The sequence below is a fragment of the Faecalimonas umbilicata genome (assembly GCF_004346095.1).
Taxonomy (GTDB): Bacteria; Bacillota; Clostridia; order Lachnospirales; family Lachnospiraceae; genus Faecalimonas; species Faecalimonas umbilicata.
Genome location: NZ_SLZV01000045.1, coordinates 1 through 16188, shown reverse-complemented (window position 1 = coordinate 16188; position 16188 = coordinate 1). Strand labels below are relative to the sequence as shown.

Sequence of the window (16188 nt, the reverse complement as noted above, 5' to 3'; positions counted from 1 at the left end):
ATTTTTGTTCCATCTTCAATTACTTACGTAAATTCGATGGAAGTGTCTTATATCCCCATAGCTAAAGCAAGGGGTTTTACGACACATTGGATAAAGAATTTAGAAGCAGATAACTACCGGGCGGCAGTTTTTCTGAATGAATCGGAACGGGATTGGAAAAGTGTATATCAGAGTGCAACAAAACAGGTGAAAGAGCCACATGCAATCACTGGTTTCCCGCTAAAGGCATCCCTGCTTGCGGCGGGAAATGCGTTTCATTTCAGTTCACTGGAAGATGATTATGGAGACTATTTAGGGGATAGTAAATGTGGTGGAAATATCTTATTTGATGAATTTACGAGGAGCGACATACGTGTAAATGGATCGGCTGTGTTGTTTGGAAAACAGCGTTTTGGAAAATCCACTTTAATGAAGAAAAGAATGAAATCCAGAGCACTTCGAGGTGATTTTGTAAGAATTTTTGATATTACCGGAGAAAATTCAGAACTGGTGAAACGGCTGGGAGGACGTGTCCTGAACATGGATGGAACAGATGGAATTATTAATTTTTTAGAAATATTCCGTGCGGGAGACACGGAACATACCAGCTTTGCAAGGCATATGTCAAAATTAAAAACGTCTTACCAGTTTATTAACCCACAGGCTGATATACAGGAAATCGTTTCTTTCCAGGAAATTGTTCAGGAACTGTACAGACGGTTTCAGTTGCTTCCGGGGGAGGGGAAACAGATTACAGGGCTTTCTGCGAAAACATATCCTCGGCTTCAGGATCTGCTTGAGCTGATTGAGGAAACAACAGAGGAACTAAGCCGACAGGAATACCAGACATTAAAAAAGGTATTGGTAGAAGAACGCTTACTGAATCTGGAGAAAAACCGGAAACAGATTAAAATGTTGATTGAAACATATGGGTATATGTTTAATGGGTGGACATCAATCGATAAGATGTCCGATATCAAGGTGGTATCTTACAATCTTACACAGATCAAGGATTTGTCACCGGAGATCTTTGACTTGCAACTGTTTAATCTGCTTTCGCTCAGCTGGGATGATGCAATCACTAACGGTAGTGTCATGAAAAAGCTGTGGGAAGAGAAAAAGATTGCATTAAAAGATGTGGTACATTTTATTCTTTATATTGACGAAAGTCACAGATGGGTAAATGCGAACAAGTTGTTTGCGCTGGAGCTGCTGGGAATTTATTTGAGAGAAGCACCCAAGTATTTTGGAGCAATCTGGCTTGCCAGTCAAAGTATTCGTGATTATGTTCCGGAAGGCAGTACGGTAGAAAGCATTGATAAATTGAAATCCATTTTTGAACTGGCACAGTATAAATTTATTTTCCACCAGGATAGCAATACACTTCCTATCATAGAGAGAGTATTTGAAAATGTATTAACATTTTCTCAGAAAGAACAGATCCCACGGCTACAGAGAGGAGAGACTATCTTATGTATCAGTGGAGATCAGAATATCGAGTTTAATGTTTATCTTTCCAGTGAAGAAGAGAGGTTGTTTGCAGGAGGAGCATAGATGGGAAAAGCAAAGAAATGGCTGTATGGACTTTTCTTCAGTTGCGTGCCGATACTGCTTGCATTGATCATGATTGCCGGAGCGATTGATATGACAATGAACATGATTGAAGGAGATAAAAAAGGCGGGTCTGAAATCAATGCGGAAACCATCGCAGGGCTGCCACAGTGGATTACCGTAGACATGGTAAGAGCGGCAGTGCAGATGCAGACAGAAACGCATTATCCATCCTCCGTGGTATTAGGACAGATGATACTGGAAGCAGGGGCAGGCGGTTCTGAGCTTGCAAATCCTCCTTACTATAACTGTCTGGGACAAAAAGCCCCCAGTCATGGACAAAATGGAACAGTATCTATGCAGACGGAAGAAGCATGGGGAACAGAAGTGGCTGAATTTTCCACCTTTGCAAATTATGTGGATTGTATGAAGGCATGGGGACACAAATTTACGATGGATCCTTATGTGAAACGTGTAACCGCATGTCCGACAGATCCAAAAACCGGACATTATGAAGCGAATGCATTTATAAAAGCAGTTTGGGAGAGCGGTTATGCCACGGATTCACAGTATGTCCAAAAGGTAATCGGCATCATGACAAGCTATGATTTATATAAATTTAACAGCATGAGTGTGGGAGATGTTGGAATGGGGAAACCATCCAAACCATCAAAGCCGCCGGGATCGGGAAAAGGAAGATTTACACATCCTTGTCCGGATATGACAGAACAAACCAGTTATTTTGGAGAAATCCGAGAATTTGAAACAGGCGGACATAAGGGAAATGATTATGCTGCACCTGTGGGTACAACAACCTATGCTGCAGATGACGGAGTTGTTACGATTGCAGGTTGGTCAAACAGCGCAGGATTATGGGTAGTAATCGACCATGGAGATGGTCTGGTAACAAAGTATATGCATCATTCCGCACTGCTTGTGGAAGCTGGCTACGAAGTGGTAAGAGGGCAACCCATTGGAGAAGTCGGAAGTACTGGACAATCTACCGGTCCTCACCTGCATTTTCAAGTAGAAGTAAATGGAACTGCAGTTAATCCGGATGATTATCTGGAATAGCAAAAGGAAGGAGGGGGTCCAAATGGACACCCTGCATGGAAAAGGATATGAAAGAAAAAAAGAAAATTCTTTTGGTATTGGTATTAGCGCTTCTTGCACTACTGGCAGGGAGAGTGACAGACTGGGGAGAGAAGAAAAAAGAAAAAGAGGGATACCGGATCTCGGAAGATTTTGACAGTACTCCCGCACCTCCTGAAAAGTCTGTTGACCGGAACATGATACACAGTCTGTCAAATCATCCGGAAGATAATTACCGGTTATGGGAAGAAGATACGGAGGAAATGCAAATCACCTTCCAGGGATATGACGAAAATCCGGAAGCATTTGCATGGCTTTCCAGACCTGACTGGGAACGGTTCCAGACGGAACTGAAGGCATATCTGTCCAGAAAAGGAATGGAAGCGGTCACAGTGGTTCGTTTGCACCCAGATAGTATCCAACAGATCAATCTCTATGAACGAAATGTATATCTGGATGCAGACTACAAGACAGAAGATATAGACACCATGAAGATGAAAGCAGTGTGTGATACTTATAAAGATGACATGCGATTTGCATTTTTTATACAGTATGGAGATTAGAAGGAAGGGGAAGTGGAAATGCATCTGACGTATTGGAAAGAGAAATTAGTGCAAATACAAAGACAGAAAAATTTTCCAATTTGGTGTTTTTTATTTTTATTGATTTCTGGATACACGTTATTTTTGACGTCTACAGTATGGTATCCGGAAAATCAGGATTATGTTGCACCAACAAAATATTATGAACAACATCAGGTGGGAGTGTATCAGATTTCTGTGACAGACTGGAAATATTCTAAAAAAGATCATGCAATGCAGATTATTTTTGAAAAGCAAAATCGAGAGATATTAGATGAAAAATTGTATTTTGGTGCAATGGAACGAACGGGAGGAGAGTTGGAAGTAAAAGCGGTGCTGGATGAACCTGATTATCTGATTTTAAGGATTGAGAATATTCCAGAAAACTGGAAAGAGATTTCCTTGAGAGTAGGAAACACAGAGAACGAAGACAGCATGAAAAAATTTTATACAAATGTAAATCGGGTAGAGGAAACAAAAAAACTTGCCTTGAAAGATGAAAAAGGCTACCTGATGGATCGTCTGTTAGCACAAAAACGTCAAGCGGATCAGGAATTGGAAGAGATACAGAAAAAAATCACAAAACTGCTTCAGGAAAATGAAGACTTAAGTAAAAAAGAAGAAGAGATAAAAGCAAAAACATATTTGACACAAGCAGAGCAGAAGAAAGGGGAAGAAACACTGATTCGAGCAGAAAATCAGATTTTAATAAATCAGGAAACCATTGAACATTTGGAAGAGGAAGCTGTTGAAAAAGAGAATGATATTGATAGTTTAAAAATGAAAATAGATGAACTGAAATAGATAATAGGAGAAGAAGAATGATTATATTTGTTGGTGTGCAGAGTAGGGGATATTTTCTGACAGAAACCGCCAAGCGAAAAGGGGAAAAGGTTACATATGTAACTGAGAATCTGTCAATTTTGAAACAGAGGGATCAGATATTACAGGAAAATGGCGAATACATTATTTTTGATATTGAACAGTATACAGATGCTTCGGATGTCCTTGCAGATGAAATCAGGAAACTTGTCCGGGCAAAAGGGTGGAAAGTGATTGTATATGCACCTGGATATGATCCAGACAGCCGTATCATAAAAGAATTACAGTTTGCAGGGATTGTTTATTTTGTTTTCTCAGCAAATCCTGGAGAAGCGGGAATGGAACTGGAACGGTGTTTGCAGGGATACTATGACGATCCGGATCAAAAGGAGCTGGAACAATTCAAGGAAATGGAAGAAGCAGTAAAAGCAGGCAGGAAAATAGGTGTAACTGGGGCAACTGCTCGTATGGGTACAACAACATTTGCGCTTCAGATTGTAAAATATCTACAAATAAAAGGATATCGGGCATGTTATGTCCAGGTTAACGATACGGAATTTGTCGAACAGATTGAAAAGGCTTTTAATGATGTCGTTTGTGATCTGGAGTTGGGAAAGATTACATTCGCACATGTAGATTTGTATTATAAGCAGGAGAATCTGGTAGAGATTTTGAAACAAGGCTATGACTACTATGTGTATGACTTCGGAACATACAGTGATAAGGGCTTTAATAAGACTTCTTTCCTTGAAAAAGATATCCGGATTTTTGTACTGGGGAGCAAAGCTTCAGAAATGGATGCGACAATGAATGTTCTTAGGAATGAATATTATACAGAGGTAGATTATGTCTATAACTTTGTTTCAGAAAGCGAAAAAAAAGATGTTTTAGAAATGATGGAAGAAAAGGCAGAGAGAACTTACTTTACGGTATATACTCCGGATCCATTTGAATATGTGACAAATGCTGCATTTGAAAAAATGCTTCCGGTGAAAGATTGCAGTCCAGAGAAAGAACGAAAAAAAGGACTGTTTTCTCGTTGGAAAAAATAGAACTGCAAAGGAATAGTGATATGGGAAAATTTAAAAAAGAAAAGGAGCTTGCAAGAGCTGTACGAGAGGAACTGGAGTGGAAAGAAGAGCAAAAGAAGCTACACAAAAAGCATGAACAGATTGCAGAAGACGTAGTAATCTTGGAAAAACCTCATTTAGTAAAATTTGTAATGAAAAGTGTTGCCGGAAGTATTCGTATTTGCGCTACGATACTGCTTTGTATGTTGGCGATCATAGGATTGACAGCATTAATTTATCCAGAAGTGCGCCAGGAACTGTTACAGGTGTTTTTTGAAATTCTAATGGAAGGAAAGAAGATGGTCGGCATGGGATAAGAAAATCTAGGTGTCCAAATGGACACCTAGTATCAGACTGGAAAAGGAGGAAAAATGGAATGGAAGCAGAAAAAAATTATCTGGTAATTGGATACCATAGAGGAAAAGTAATTGCAAAAGATGAATGGAACAGTCTGTACTATGTGGAATGTGAAGAAGAGATGGCTCCTATTGGAACACTGATTGAGCCGAGAGTTCTTCAGCCAGTGCAGAAACTGGAAAAAGAAGAACAGAAAGAAATCCATGAGATTTATGAAAAGCAGAGAGAACTGATCGGGAAAGAACATAGGCAAACACTTTCGGTGTTTCCTAAGAAACTGACCATAGCAGAATTTTTGGAGGAAACGAGAGGATGGAACGGGATCAGATAAACATGAGGACATGGGTAACACAGGCAGAGAGGGATCAGAAAAATTATGAATACACTATAAAGCAAACATTAAAAGGAATGGACGAACATCCAGAAAGGATTGAAAAGTTTTTTGAATTTTCTAGCCGATTTTACCGCTATAACTTAAATAACAGCTTAATGATTTACAGCAACAATCCGAATGCATTGTACTGCCAGAGTTATGCGGCATGGAACCATCCGACCGAAGGGACGAAAAACCAGGAAGCATACCGCATTAAAAAGAACGAAAAAGGCATCAAGGTTTATGTACCAGTGGAAGTTACCCTTTTAAAAATTGATGGAGAGTTAGTTCCATTGGAAATGGCAACCAAAGAGGAGCAGATTCAGTATCAGGCAGGCGAAATAGAAAGTGTGATCCAGACCCGCTACGGAATGAAAGCAGTTTTTGACGTTGCACAGACGGTATGTCCCATAGAAATGTATCAGCATTTTCATAGGCAGTATCACGAAACCGAGCGGGAACAGCTTGTAAAAGGAATGACTGAAATTCTGGAAGGAATGGAATATCAGATCCGGTACCAGAATTTATTCGATCTTGGAAAGGATTGGATTTTTACAGAGAGCGGGAACGTTGTGCTGCATGAGAATCTGCATCCGGAAGAAAAATTATCTGCCCTGGCAGAGATTTACAGCAAAGCGGTCATGGGGATGGAAGAAAGCCGGAGATCTCCGGAAGTGCTTCAGTTTCAGACAGAAGGACTCAGACTCATGACAGAGGGAGTTCTGGGGATCAAAAGAGACAGGACAGAGATCGCAGAAATTTATGGACAGTGGAAGCAGAGCGGACAAAAGATCCATTTACAACAAACATTTCAGGAACTTTACCAGATGGCAAGAAAGGGACTGCCGCACTTAGAACAGACCATGGAGCGTTACACCGTATCTCAGGAGACCCGGCAGACAGAACCTGGCTTCAATAAACGAAAAGGACAGGAAACAAAGATGACAAATCAGGAATTGATGGATCTGATCAAACAACAGATACAGATCACAGATTATGCAAGAGAAAATGGATATACGCTGGTAAGGGCAGGCAGATATTATTCTTTGAAAGAACACGACAGCGTGCGGATCGATCCAAACCGGAACTGCTACTGGCAGAACTCCGTGGCAGGAAGAACCGGGATTGGAAAAGGGGACAGTATTATTGGATTTGCAAAAGACTTTGTACATCATGGAGATCTGCACGAAGCATTAAAGGAGTTGTCCGGGAGAGTGCGGGGGATGACTTATTCGCCAGGCGCCTTACCGGCAGCAAGAGAAGAAATAAAAAAATATGACAGCCCACAGCTTCCTCCGCGCGGGGAGAACATGCACCGGATGTTTGCATACTTAACAAAATCAAGATATGTGGATCCGGACATTGTGCAGGAATTTGTAAACCGGAAAATGCTGTATCAGGATCAGAGAGGAAACTGTGTTTTTGTAGGAAGAGATACGGATGGAAAAGCAGAAACGGCATGTCTTAGGGGAACGCTTAGTGATGTCCACTTTACCGGAGATATAGAAGGCAGTGATGCAAGAAAAGGCATTTGTTTCCGGAACCATGCAGACAAAGTGATTGTAACGGAAAGTGTAATTGACAGTATGAGCGTGATGTCTATTTTGAAAGAACAGGGAGTTGATTTGAAAACATATGATTACCTGTCATTAAATGGAGTTGGGAAAGCAGAAGCGCTGTATCATCTGTTGAAAGAGGAGCCAAAAGCAGAGATTCTTCTTGCACTTGATCGTGATTTGGGTGGAGTAAAGGCGATGAAGCAGATTTCGGAAACCCTTCAGAATACATATGGGATTGCTGATGAAAAGATCAGCTTTCACGTCCCACCTCATAAAAAGGATTGGAATGAGGAACTGACCGAAAAGATGAGAAAGTTCCAGCCACTAAAAAACATCCCTTTTCTGGAAAAGGCAGCACTGCCAGAGATCCATTACTGTGCAGTTCAAAGCACAAAACAGGTAGAGGAAATTGGGTTCCGGAACCGGGATGGGAAAGATCAGTATCGGCTTGTGGAACTGGATGCAGATGGAAAGATAATTCCGGTAACTGTTACAAAGACGAATACGATGTTTTTCTCTGCTAGGGAAGTCATGGAACGAATCCCTAATTTATATGAACGTATTTCTTATGAGCAACTTCTAAAAATGCAAAAAGATATACAAACAGCACAGTGGGAGCATACAGTGGAAGGCGAACAAAAGAAAGAGCAGACAGAATCACAAGGAAGAGTTTCAAAAGAAGAAAAACCTGATTTAAGCAGAGCGGAGCAGATATTGCAAGACAGAAAAAAGAATGGTGTGGCACGGGAAATTCCAGAACAAAAAGGAACACTAGAACTTCTGGGATACCAAGTCGATCAAGGTGTATTAGTGGCAAGAATCCAATATAAAGGAGAAGAAACTCTGGAAGGAATCTGGAAAAACGGAGATGAACTTTATATTTTAACGGGGATGGAAGTAAATCATTCATTGGAAAAATATAGCTTTCGGCAAGAAGAAAAAGAGGAGTTACAGACATTTTTAAAAGAAAATCAGATAGAAGTGGAAGAAAAATATCAGATGCTTTCTGTGAAAGAACAAAAAGAAACACAAAGAAGTGTAGAGCAGACGTTAGAGAAAACAACGCAGTTTTTACAAAGTGTTGGGAGAAAAGAAATGGAAAAGAGTCAGAAAATCCAGCCTGTCAATGAATTACAATTATGAGAATAGAATATTTTTCTTTTTTATGGAAGGTCTGTAACGTGCAATAAAAAAGCGAAGTACCGGAAATACTTCGCATGAAAAATAAACTGTACAAATAAGGTGAGGTTTAGCGACCTATTTTAGAATATCGGATAAATTAACTCACTAAATGTAACACCCTAAATGCAATCCAAACATAACATAAAATAGATGGATTGTCAACAAAACCGATATTTGTAATCGAAAAAACTGAAAGAATCACAAAGAAGAGGAACGTTATGCAAAGGATAAAATTAGACGTATTTAAAACTTTTTTTCAAAAAAATCTGACGGGAAATGAGATTGATTTTCTGATCGCACTGTCCCATATACAAAACCCACAGGGAAAAGCTTATGGTGTGCATTACAGAGAAATGATGAAATCTGTAAAAATGTCAGTACAGGCTTTTTATGACTGTAAAAACAGCTTGGAAGAGAAGGGTATGATTGAGGTCAAAAAGGGAAAAGACGATTACGATATCACTTTTTGTGGCAATGATTTTTCGATGTATACGGAAGAAGATTATAAGGCTGGAGGTGTAAAATATCTCAGCACAAACCACCCGATTTTTTCTGATCGGAATTGGAAAAAGTTAAAACCGAAGCAGAAGCTACTGGCAATGGATCTTTTAAATATCAATCTGGCAGGTAAATTTCGTGCGCATAAAATTGGCAGAAAGAAATTTTTTCAAAAGTATGCGGACCATATGGAGGGCGGAAAGAGGGTAAAAGGAATCCTGGAGATCAGTGTACGTACATTGCAGAACTATCTGCAGATGTTAAAACTTTATTTTCAGATCAAACTGGAAGATGGGATGTATCATATTTATCTGCGGAGACCATTTGCAAAGAGAACGACGGCATTTGAGAAACAGGAAGAGATTGAGCGGACTGTACATACAATGTGTCGACGGACGGGAATTAAGGAAGTGGATCCGAAGGAAACAAGGGATATCTGCAATGTAATTTCCTTGTATCAGAAGGAATATTTATCTAGTGGGATGGATCTGACAAATATTTTCTCAGAGATGTTGGAAATTTTAAATGTGAATGTTGTAGCAAAGAGAAGGTGGAAGAAGCGGTTAAAAGCATCGCTGTTCCATAAAATTTTCAGAGAAAAGCTGGGAATGGTAACTGCATAAGGATACAAAGACTGCCAAAAAAGACAGTCTTGTTGGCGTAGGAAAAACGAAAATAAAGTAAGAATTATCTGACACAGAGCAGACGGCTGGAAGGGGAAAAGATTTCCAGTGGTCTTTTTTTGTGCTTTTTTTAGGGAAAATAGAGAAAGATAGGATAGAAACTGTGTGGATCAAAGACGTAAATACAAAAGTGACATCAGCAGAAGTACTGACAGGAGCCTGCAGCCGACAAATGTTTTCAAATTTTAATGTAGAAATCTGAAATGGTTTCAAGTTTTGTGCAGATGTGGATGGAGAACTTTCAAAATGTGGGACAGTTTTTCAGAAAAGGATTCAAATTTTGCTACATGTGGAAAATCTGGAAAGCCCTAAAAACAAGCTGTTGTAGGAGGGTTTTCAGGTGGAGTAAATCTTATCTTATTTATAATTATTTATTTACTATAATACAGAATTGTATATTCTTAGGAATTTAACTGAAATTTGTTCCGAAATAAAAGGAACAAAAAGCAAGTCATGGAAACGAAAGTGAATTTTTTATCCGATACGGAATGAAAAGAAGAAGTTTTATGATATCCATAAAAAAGAAAAAGAGGAGTCGCTATTACCGTAGAAAAAGAGAAAAAATAAGATGAATATATTATAATAATAGTATAAAGAAGAGAGAAAAAGAGGTGGAAACAGATGAAAAGGATTTGGGTAAAAAATAAAAAAGAGTTACAGAAACTGATAAAAGAATATAGGAAGAAAGGATATTTTCTAGTGACATATGGGTACACGTTAGTAGAGCTGGAAAAAGGAAATGAGTTTCTTATCATTAGCTGCTTTCGAAAGTAGCTTATGATGAGCGAACAATGGAAATTTTGGCAGGCGGCAACGTATATGTCCACTGTCAATACGAATATGGAATTTTTGACGATGTAGCCTCTGTATTCGTTCCAATCGCTGAAGAGGTCTTCAACAATGAAAAATACAACGGTAGAAAGATTGCAGAGAATGATCACACAGAAATTCATATGGTTAAACTGAATGATTGCGAAAGTCGTTTATATGAATTTGATAAAAAAGAAAATTACCATAGTGCAATCAATGGGTATCTTGTGAGAAGTGCAGAAGGGTTAGCGGTTGCAATGTGGAGATATAAAAATTTAGGGACAATTTTTACATAGAAGTATTTCGGCTAATAGGAAAAGTGTTCATAGGCAAAAGAAAGAGAAAGAACAAAAAGCTGACCTAGCGGCAAGACGGGGAGAAAGGGAAAGAGGGAAAGAAATAAAGATGGAAATGACAATGGAGATTTTGGAGAAGATCAGGAGTGTGGCAACGCTGGCGCTTCTGGAGGTACCTTATGAAAAGGAAATGAAAGAACTTGAAAAAGAGTGGGGGCGAGAGGAATTAAAAAAAGCTGTACATGCGACCGGTTTCTGGATTGTCCTTGGGAAATATTTCCCGGTGGAAGAAAGAGGGGAATGGAAAGATGAAAAAATTCTTTGAGCGGTATGATAAAGAGAAGAACAGATATGAACAACTGGTAGAGGAGTGCACAAGAGAGCGAAGAAAGGAACTTCTGGAACAAGGGTGGACGGATCTGACAGATTTGAATGAAACGGAGTTAAAAGTGATGTATGGAAGGAAGAAGGGAAGGTGTCAGAAGTGTGGAAAACCTGCATTACTAAAATATGTGGGAAATCCAGAGAAACTCCTTTCGTATTGCCCAGACTGTTTAGGAGAAATGGAGAAATGCCAAGAATGTGGCGGTTATGAGGAAGAGGAGAACTTAAAAAAAGGGCTTTGTGAGAAATGCAGACGAGAAGAGAGAAGCCGCAGGAAAGCAAAGTATCAGGCAGGCGATCAGGTCCAGTTACTTTTACCGGAGGAGCATGGAGTGAAGAAAAACGAAGTTCTTTGCATTACAAAAATGATTCCTAGGAATGCAGCCTGCATCGTGAAAAGAAACACTGGAGAAGAATTAGAAGTGTTCTGGATAGAATTACGCAGCAAGGCAGCCACCAGACGGTATTTGCAGTTTGCAGCAACAGAGCAGATGCAGCCGATGTCTGACCTTGAAAAAGCCTTATGATTTCGTAAGGAATTTACAATATATCACAACAGGTATTACCTCTGAAACTGAATGCAGGAGAAGCTGCTGCTTCTCCTGAAAGGGGAAATTGGAAATGTTGTAATGGAAGGAAGTTTACGAAAAGATACCGTTGTTGTTAAAGGAATTAATGAAAAAAGAAAGTATGGTGTATGAAGAAATCAAGGATTTTCTAGATCAGGTGCAAGGCAGCGCGTAATGAATTTGTAACCTGGAAGCCTGTTTGGAGAAAGAGGATGGGAAAGGAAATGACATGAAAGATATCGGACTGACTCTTAAAAAAGCAAGAGAAAATAAAAAGTACACTCAGAAACGAGTAATGGAACTGACTGGGATTCACCGAAAATCTTTATCCGGATATGAAAATAATGTTGCAGAACCGGATCTGAATACCTTTGCAATTCTGGCAAAGTTATACAATCTGTCAGCAGATGAGGTGTTAGAAATCCGACCGGTCTGTAATTCTGCCAGACTTTCATGTTTAGAAGCCAGTATGCTGTTTTCCTTCCATTCTCTGCCGGAAGCAAAGCAACGGGAGCTTCTGGTGCAATTAGAAGCACTTGTTAAATATTATGGAACAGATTCTTGAGATAGGAGAAGATTGAAAATGAAAAAATACTCTAAGGAAACTATCATGTTTTTTTCATTTCAGGAACGTAAGAAGAGAAAATTTGAGAAGTACCTGAAGGAGAGAAAAACGTTGGAACAGTTAAGCACATCGGCATTATCCTTTGAATATATTCAGACAAAAACAGCATATGAACACAAGAAAAATGTGTTTGGGATATTTGCAATCTCTTTCCTTATTTCTATCTGGATGGGTGTGTGGAAAGAACTTCTGATTCTAATGGGAAAGGCATCGTATTATTTTATAAGTTTTTACGGAAACAAAGGAGAGTGGATCCGAATGATGATCTATCTACTGGCGATGATAACTATAGTTTTCACTGTATTTTTCATTGTGATTTTATGGAAATATTTGCAGGGGATCAGGAAACTTTATGAACGAATCCTAATGCTGAATGAGGTACAGAGAAAACAAGAAGAAAAAAGAAAAGCGGAGGATCTTGGAGAAGCCCGAAGTAACCTGGAAAACACATTGCGGGGAATATAACTCCATGCGAATAAATTGTTCCGAAATTCGGAATATTTCTGTGAAGAGGAAATGTCATATACTGAAAGCAAAAAGGAGGTATATGACAAATCAAAATTGCAAGAGAGGAAAAGATGTTACCAATTATATCAATTATTTCGGTAGTCGTGTCGGTAATGGCATTGACAATTTCAATTATAGGATTAAGTTATTCTGTATTTTACGAACAAAAAGAATACGAATATAAAAGAGTACCAGAACTGGAAATGGGGTGGGTACCAGTTTTTCGAAAAACTGCTGACAATACAAATCTGAAGATTGGGATACAAGAAATTCAGATTCATATTGCTGATGAAAATAATCTGGACGAAGTATATCTAATCCGTTCAGATCGAAGTGTGAGTAAATTGACGGTAGAAAAGAAAGATATATGTATCCAGTTGGCAACAGATATGAAAGAATATTTTTCAGAGAATAAACCTGATTTGATTACAAGCACACATCAATACCACTATCAATATATTGTTCTCAAAAATTTAGATGGAAGTTTCCGCTTATATTTAGTGTATTTAAAGAATAATGGAAACATGGCAGATTTTCAAGCAGTTTCGGAAATTGAAATATATGGTTTGAAAAACGGTCATGCAGATGATCCGATATATGAGGGGGAAAAGGTAATGGCAGAAAGGTATGAAGAGATTATGGAATATCTGAATAATTTCTAGATTATGCCATTAAGTAACAATTGATAATTTAGCGTAATTATGATAAAATAGAAGAAAAAGACAGGAGGATGAAATTCTATGAATATAATTAGACCAGTTTCAGATCTGAGAAATAATTTTGCAGATATTTCAAGAACTGTTCATGAAACAGCCCAGCCGGTTTTTTTAACAAAAAACGGATATGGGGATATGGTTGTGCTAAGCATGGAGGCATTTGAAAATCTGCAGTTTGACAGTGAGGTATATTTTAAGCTACAGGAAGCAGAGAGGGAAGCAGAACTGACCGATCAGCGGTACTCTTCCAAAGATGTACTGAAAGCAATGAAATTAGCTGCCGGAGGGGAAGAGGTTGTATAAGTTAGAATATTTACCTGTTGCCAGGCAGGATCTGATTGATATTATTCGGTATATCAGCCAGGAACTGAAGAATCCGGATGCAGCAAATAATCTTGCTGTGAAGTTAGTTGAGGCTACAGAAAAAGTGACGGCATTTCCGTATGCAAATCCAAGTTACCAGCCGATCCGGCCATTAAAACATGAGTACCGTAAGATACTGGTACAGAATTATTTGATATTGTACTGGGTAGATGAAGAAAAGAAGTTAGTTACGGTGGCTCGTGTATTATATGCGAAAAGAAACTATAGACGATTGTTAGAGTAAGATTAAATTTGAAATTAGTACAATAGAATAAAAAAGAAAATCAATAAGGCAGAACAAATCATATTTTATAGGATGATTGTTCTGCCTTATTTACTATATAAACAAAGAAAAGCTAATGTTAATTATATAGTGAAATTGTTTTGAGTACAATAGTTAAATCCATAAAAAAGAAAAAGCTTGATGTTGATTTACTGTAAAAAGCGGACATAGTATGAAAGATATATTATAATATAATTGTAATAAGAAAAAAGCAAAGCAAAGGAGAAACAAAAATGAAACAAAGAGAAGCAGAACAAAAGGTACTTGAGAAAATTCAGAGAGAGATGGAAAAGGCGGGAATTCGAGTAAGCATCAAAGAGAAAATCCAAAATAATGGAGCGAGGAAAAGAGGAATTGTTTTTCAGCAAGGCGATATTCCAGTAGCGCCAATTGTGTACTTCGATGAAAATATCAGGAATATAGAAGAAGTTGAAAAACAGGTAGAGGAGATGAAAAATATTGTACAGAACAGTTTTGAAGAAACAGTGTTTAGACTAGAAAAAAAATTACTGAATGGCAACTGGGAACATATGAAAGATAAAATAGTTTTTAAATTGGTTAAGAAAAAGGGCAATGAAGAATTTTTAAAACAAATAGTCTATAAAGATGTACTTGATTTAGCGCTTGTATTCTATATCTTATTAGAGGATGAAGAAGTAGCAGGAAGTATAAATATTACTTCATCTTTATTGGATATGTTAAAAATTAGTGAGGAGGAAGTATATGATATTGCAAAAGAAAATACACCACGGATACTTCCTTCAGAATTTATTGATATGAGAACAATTATTAAAAGTAGCATTGGGCAGGAAACAGAATCAGATGAAATGTATGTTTTGAGGAATGTATCAGAAATAAATGGGGCTGGAACAATCTTATATGACGGTGTTTTAGAAAAAATAGCAGAAAGGCTAAATGGGAATTTCTACATTATACCATGTAGTGTACACGAATGTATTATTGTGAGAGAAAGCAGTGCAGATAAAGAATCGTTAGACTGTATGATTAAGCAAATTAATTCCACAGCACTGAAAAGAGAAGAAGTGTTGGAAAATCATGCATATTTGTATGACAGAGAAAGAAAGAAAATTATGTATTAGGGAAAAGACATCATATGTAGGGTGTCCAAATGGACACCCTACATATGATAGAGTGGATAAACTTTATTTTAGCGATAAAAATAGACTTTGTAAGGAAAAGATGATAAAATGAAAAAGGAGGCAGTCACTTGAAAATCGAATATGAAAAGGAAGCTGCAAAACATATCGGCAGAATGGATCGAGCAGTTAAGCAAAGGCTGAAGAATGCGATCGAAAGACTTCCGGCGGGAGATGTGAAAAAATTACAAGGAGTCAAAGAAGAGTATCGGTTAAGAGTTGGAGATTTGCGAGTTATTTTCTCAGTAAGAAATGATACCTTAATTATTAAAGATGTATTGCCAAGAGGAGAAGCATATAAAAGGATATAGGGAGGTAATGAGTATGAGCAGAGAACTATTAAAAGGATTAATTGACTTAATCGATGAAAGTGATACAGAAACAATTTTTCGGATTTTGGTACGTTTTGTTCCAGAAGAAAAGGTATTGCCAGACGAAATAGAGGCAATTAAAAGAGCAAATGAGAGTATAGAAAAACATGGTACAGTTTCTCATGATTCAATAAATTGGGATTAACAATAGTAAAGAATGGAAAAGAAGTGGCAAAGGTTTTGTATCTTTGTCACTTCTTTTATAGTGATAGAAAGCGGGAAAAAGTAGGGTGTCCAAATGGACACCCAGGAAGTAAAGGGAGAAGGTGTCCAAATGGACACCCAGGAAGTAAAGGGAGAAGGTGTCCAAATGGACACCCAGGAAGTAAAGGGAGAAGGTGTCCAAATGGACACCCAGGA

21 protein-coding genes are annotated in these 16188 nt (G+C 38.2%); all 21 read left to right on the top strand.

What is annotated here, in order from left to right:
• A partial coding sequence (locus EDD74_RS15190) for a hypothetical protein (RefSeq protein ID WP_165919069.1) occupies positions 1–1533 on the top strand: 1533 nt, incomplete at its 5' end.
• Entirely contained in the window at positions 1534–2604 is a 1071-nt protein-coding gene (locus EDD74_RS14565; protein ID WP_116442169.1) for a peptidoglycan DD-metalloendopeptidase family protein, read from the top strand. It abuts the gene before it with no gap.
• A 47-nt stretch (positions 2605–2651) separates the two neighbouring features.
• Positions 2652–3185 (top strand): hypothetical protein, encoded by a 534-nt coding sequence (locus EDD74_RS14560; protein WP_132038469.1) that lies wholly within the window; start codon positions 2652–2654, stop codon positions 3183–3185.
• Positions 3186–3308: 123 nt separating this feature from the next.
• Positions 3309–4007: a hypothetical protein gene (locus EDD74_RS14555; protein WP_132038468.1), complete on the top strand. Its 699-nt coding sequence runs from the start codon at positions 3309–3311 to the stop codon at positions 4005–4007.
• A 17-nt stretch (positions 4008–4024) separates the two neighbouring features.
• On the top strand, positions 4025–5077 hold the full coding sequence (locus EDD74_RS14550) for a hypothetical protein (protein WP_116442172.1): 1053 nt from the start codon (positions 4025–4027) through the stop codon (positions 5075–5077).
• Positions 5078–5097: 20 nt separating this feature from the next.
• On the top strand, positions 5098–5412 hold the full coding sequence (locus EDD74_RS14545; protein WP_116442173.1) for a hypothetical protein: 315 nt from the start codon (positions 5098–5100) through the stop codon (positions 5410–5412).
• Positions 5413–5471: 59 nt separating this feature from the next.
• Entirely contained in the window at positions 5472–5783 is a 312-nt protein-coding gene (locus EDD74_RS15275; protein WP_174704857.1) for a hypothetical protein, read from the top strand.
• The gene (locus EDD74_RS14535) at positions 5765–8527 is read left to right on the top strand and encodes a DUF3991 and TOPRIM domain-containing protein (RefSeq protein WP_116442174.1); all 2763 of its coding nucleotides are present in this window, start codon (positions 5765–5767) and stop codon (positions 8525–8527) included. The genes EDD74_RS15275 and EDD74_RS14535 overlap by 19 nt, the downstream gene beginning before the upstream one ends.
• Positions 8528–8784: 257 nt before the next feature.
• Complete coding sequence (locus EDD74_RS14530; protein ID WP_116442175.1) at positions 8785–9687, top strand: hypothetical protein; 903 nt, start codon at positions 8785–8787, stop codon at positions 9685–9687.
• A gap of 681 nt (positions 9688–10368) precedes the next feature.
• Entirely contained in the window at positions 10369–10521 is a 153-nt protein-coding gene (locus tag EDD74_RS15185) for a hypothetical protein (RefSeq protein ID WP_165851612.1), read from the top strand.
• 17 nt (positions 10522–10538) lie between these two features.
• The gene (locus tag EDD74_RS14525; RefSeq protein ID WP_116442176.1) at positions 10539–10853 is read left to right on the top strand and encodes a hypothetical protein; all 315 of its coding nucleotides are present in this window, start codon (positions 10539–10541) and stop codon (positions 10851–10853) included.
• 109 nt (positions 10854–10962) lie between these two features.
• Complete coding sequence (locus EDD74_RS14520) at positions 10963–11178, top strand: hypothetical protein (RefSeq protein ID WP_116442177.1); 216 nt, start codon at positions 10963–10965, stop codon at positions 11176–11178.
• Positions 11162–11764 (top strand): hypothetical protein, encoded by a 603-nt coding sequence (locus EDD74_RS14515; protein WP_116442178.1) that lies wholly within the window; start codon positions 11162–11164, stop codon positions 11762–11764. Before EDD74_RS14520 ends, EDD74_RS14515 begins: the two co-directional genes overlap by 17 nt.
• Before the next feature lie 241 nt (positions 11765–12005).
• Positions 12006–12371 carry a helix-turn-helix domain-containing protein gene (locus EDD74_RS14510; protein ID WP_243116182.1) on the top strand — a complete coding sequence of 122 codons (366 nt, stop codon included), beginning with the start codon at positions 12006–12008 and terminating at the stop codon, positions 12369–12371.
• Between the two features lie 18 nt (positions 12372–12389).
• Positions 12390–12896, top strand: a complete 507-nt coding sequence (locus tag EDD74_RS14505) for a hypothetical protein (protein WP_116442179.1) — start codon at positions 12390–12392, stop codon at positions 12894–12896.
• A 113-nt stretch (positions 12897–13009) separates the two neighbouring features.
• Complete coding sequence (locus EDD74_RS14500; RefSeq protein ID WP_116442180.1) at positions 13010–13600, top strand: hypothetical protein; 591 nt, start codon at positions 13010–13012, stop codon at positions 13598–13600.
• A 78-nt stretch (positions 13601–13678) separates the two neighbouring features.
• Positions 13679–13957: a type II toxin-antitoxin system Phd/YefM family antitoxin gene (locus EDD74_RS14495; protein ID WP_116442181.1), complete on the top strand. Its 279-nt coding sequence runs from the start codon at positions 13679–13681 to the stop codon at positions 13955–13957.
• Complete coding sequence (locus EDD74_RS14490) at positions 13950–14261, top strand: type II toxin-antitoxin system RelE/ParE family toxin (RefSeq protein WP_116442182.1); 312 nt, start codon at positions 13950–13952, stop codon at positions 14259–14261. Before EDD74_RS14495 ends, EDD74_RS14490 begins: the two co-directional genes overlap by 8 nt.
• 272 nt (positions 14262–14533) lie before the next feature.
• A complete protein-coding gene (locus tag EDD74_RS14485) occupies positions 14534–15400 on the top strand; it encodes a DUF5688 family protein (RefSeq protein ID WP_116442183.1) in 867 nt (288 codons plus the stop codon).
• A 128-nt stretch (positions 15401–15528) separates the two neighbouring features.
• The gene (locus EDD74_RS14480) at positions 15529–15768 is read left to right on the top strand and encodes a type II toxin-antitoxin system RelE family toxin (protein ID WP_116442184.1); all 240 of its coding nucleotides are present in this window, start codon (positions 15529–15531) and stop codon (positions 15766–15768) included.
• Between the two features lie 13 nt (positions 15769–15781).
• Positions 15782–15973 (top strand): hypothetical protein, encoded by a 192-nt coding sequence (locus EDD74_RS14475; protein ID WP_116442185.1) that lies wholly within the window; start codon positions 15782–15784, stop codon positions 15971–15973.
• The last annotated feature ends 215 nt before the right edge of the window (positions 15974–16188 follow it).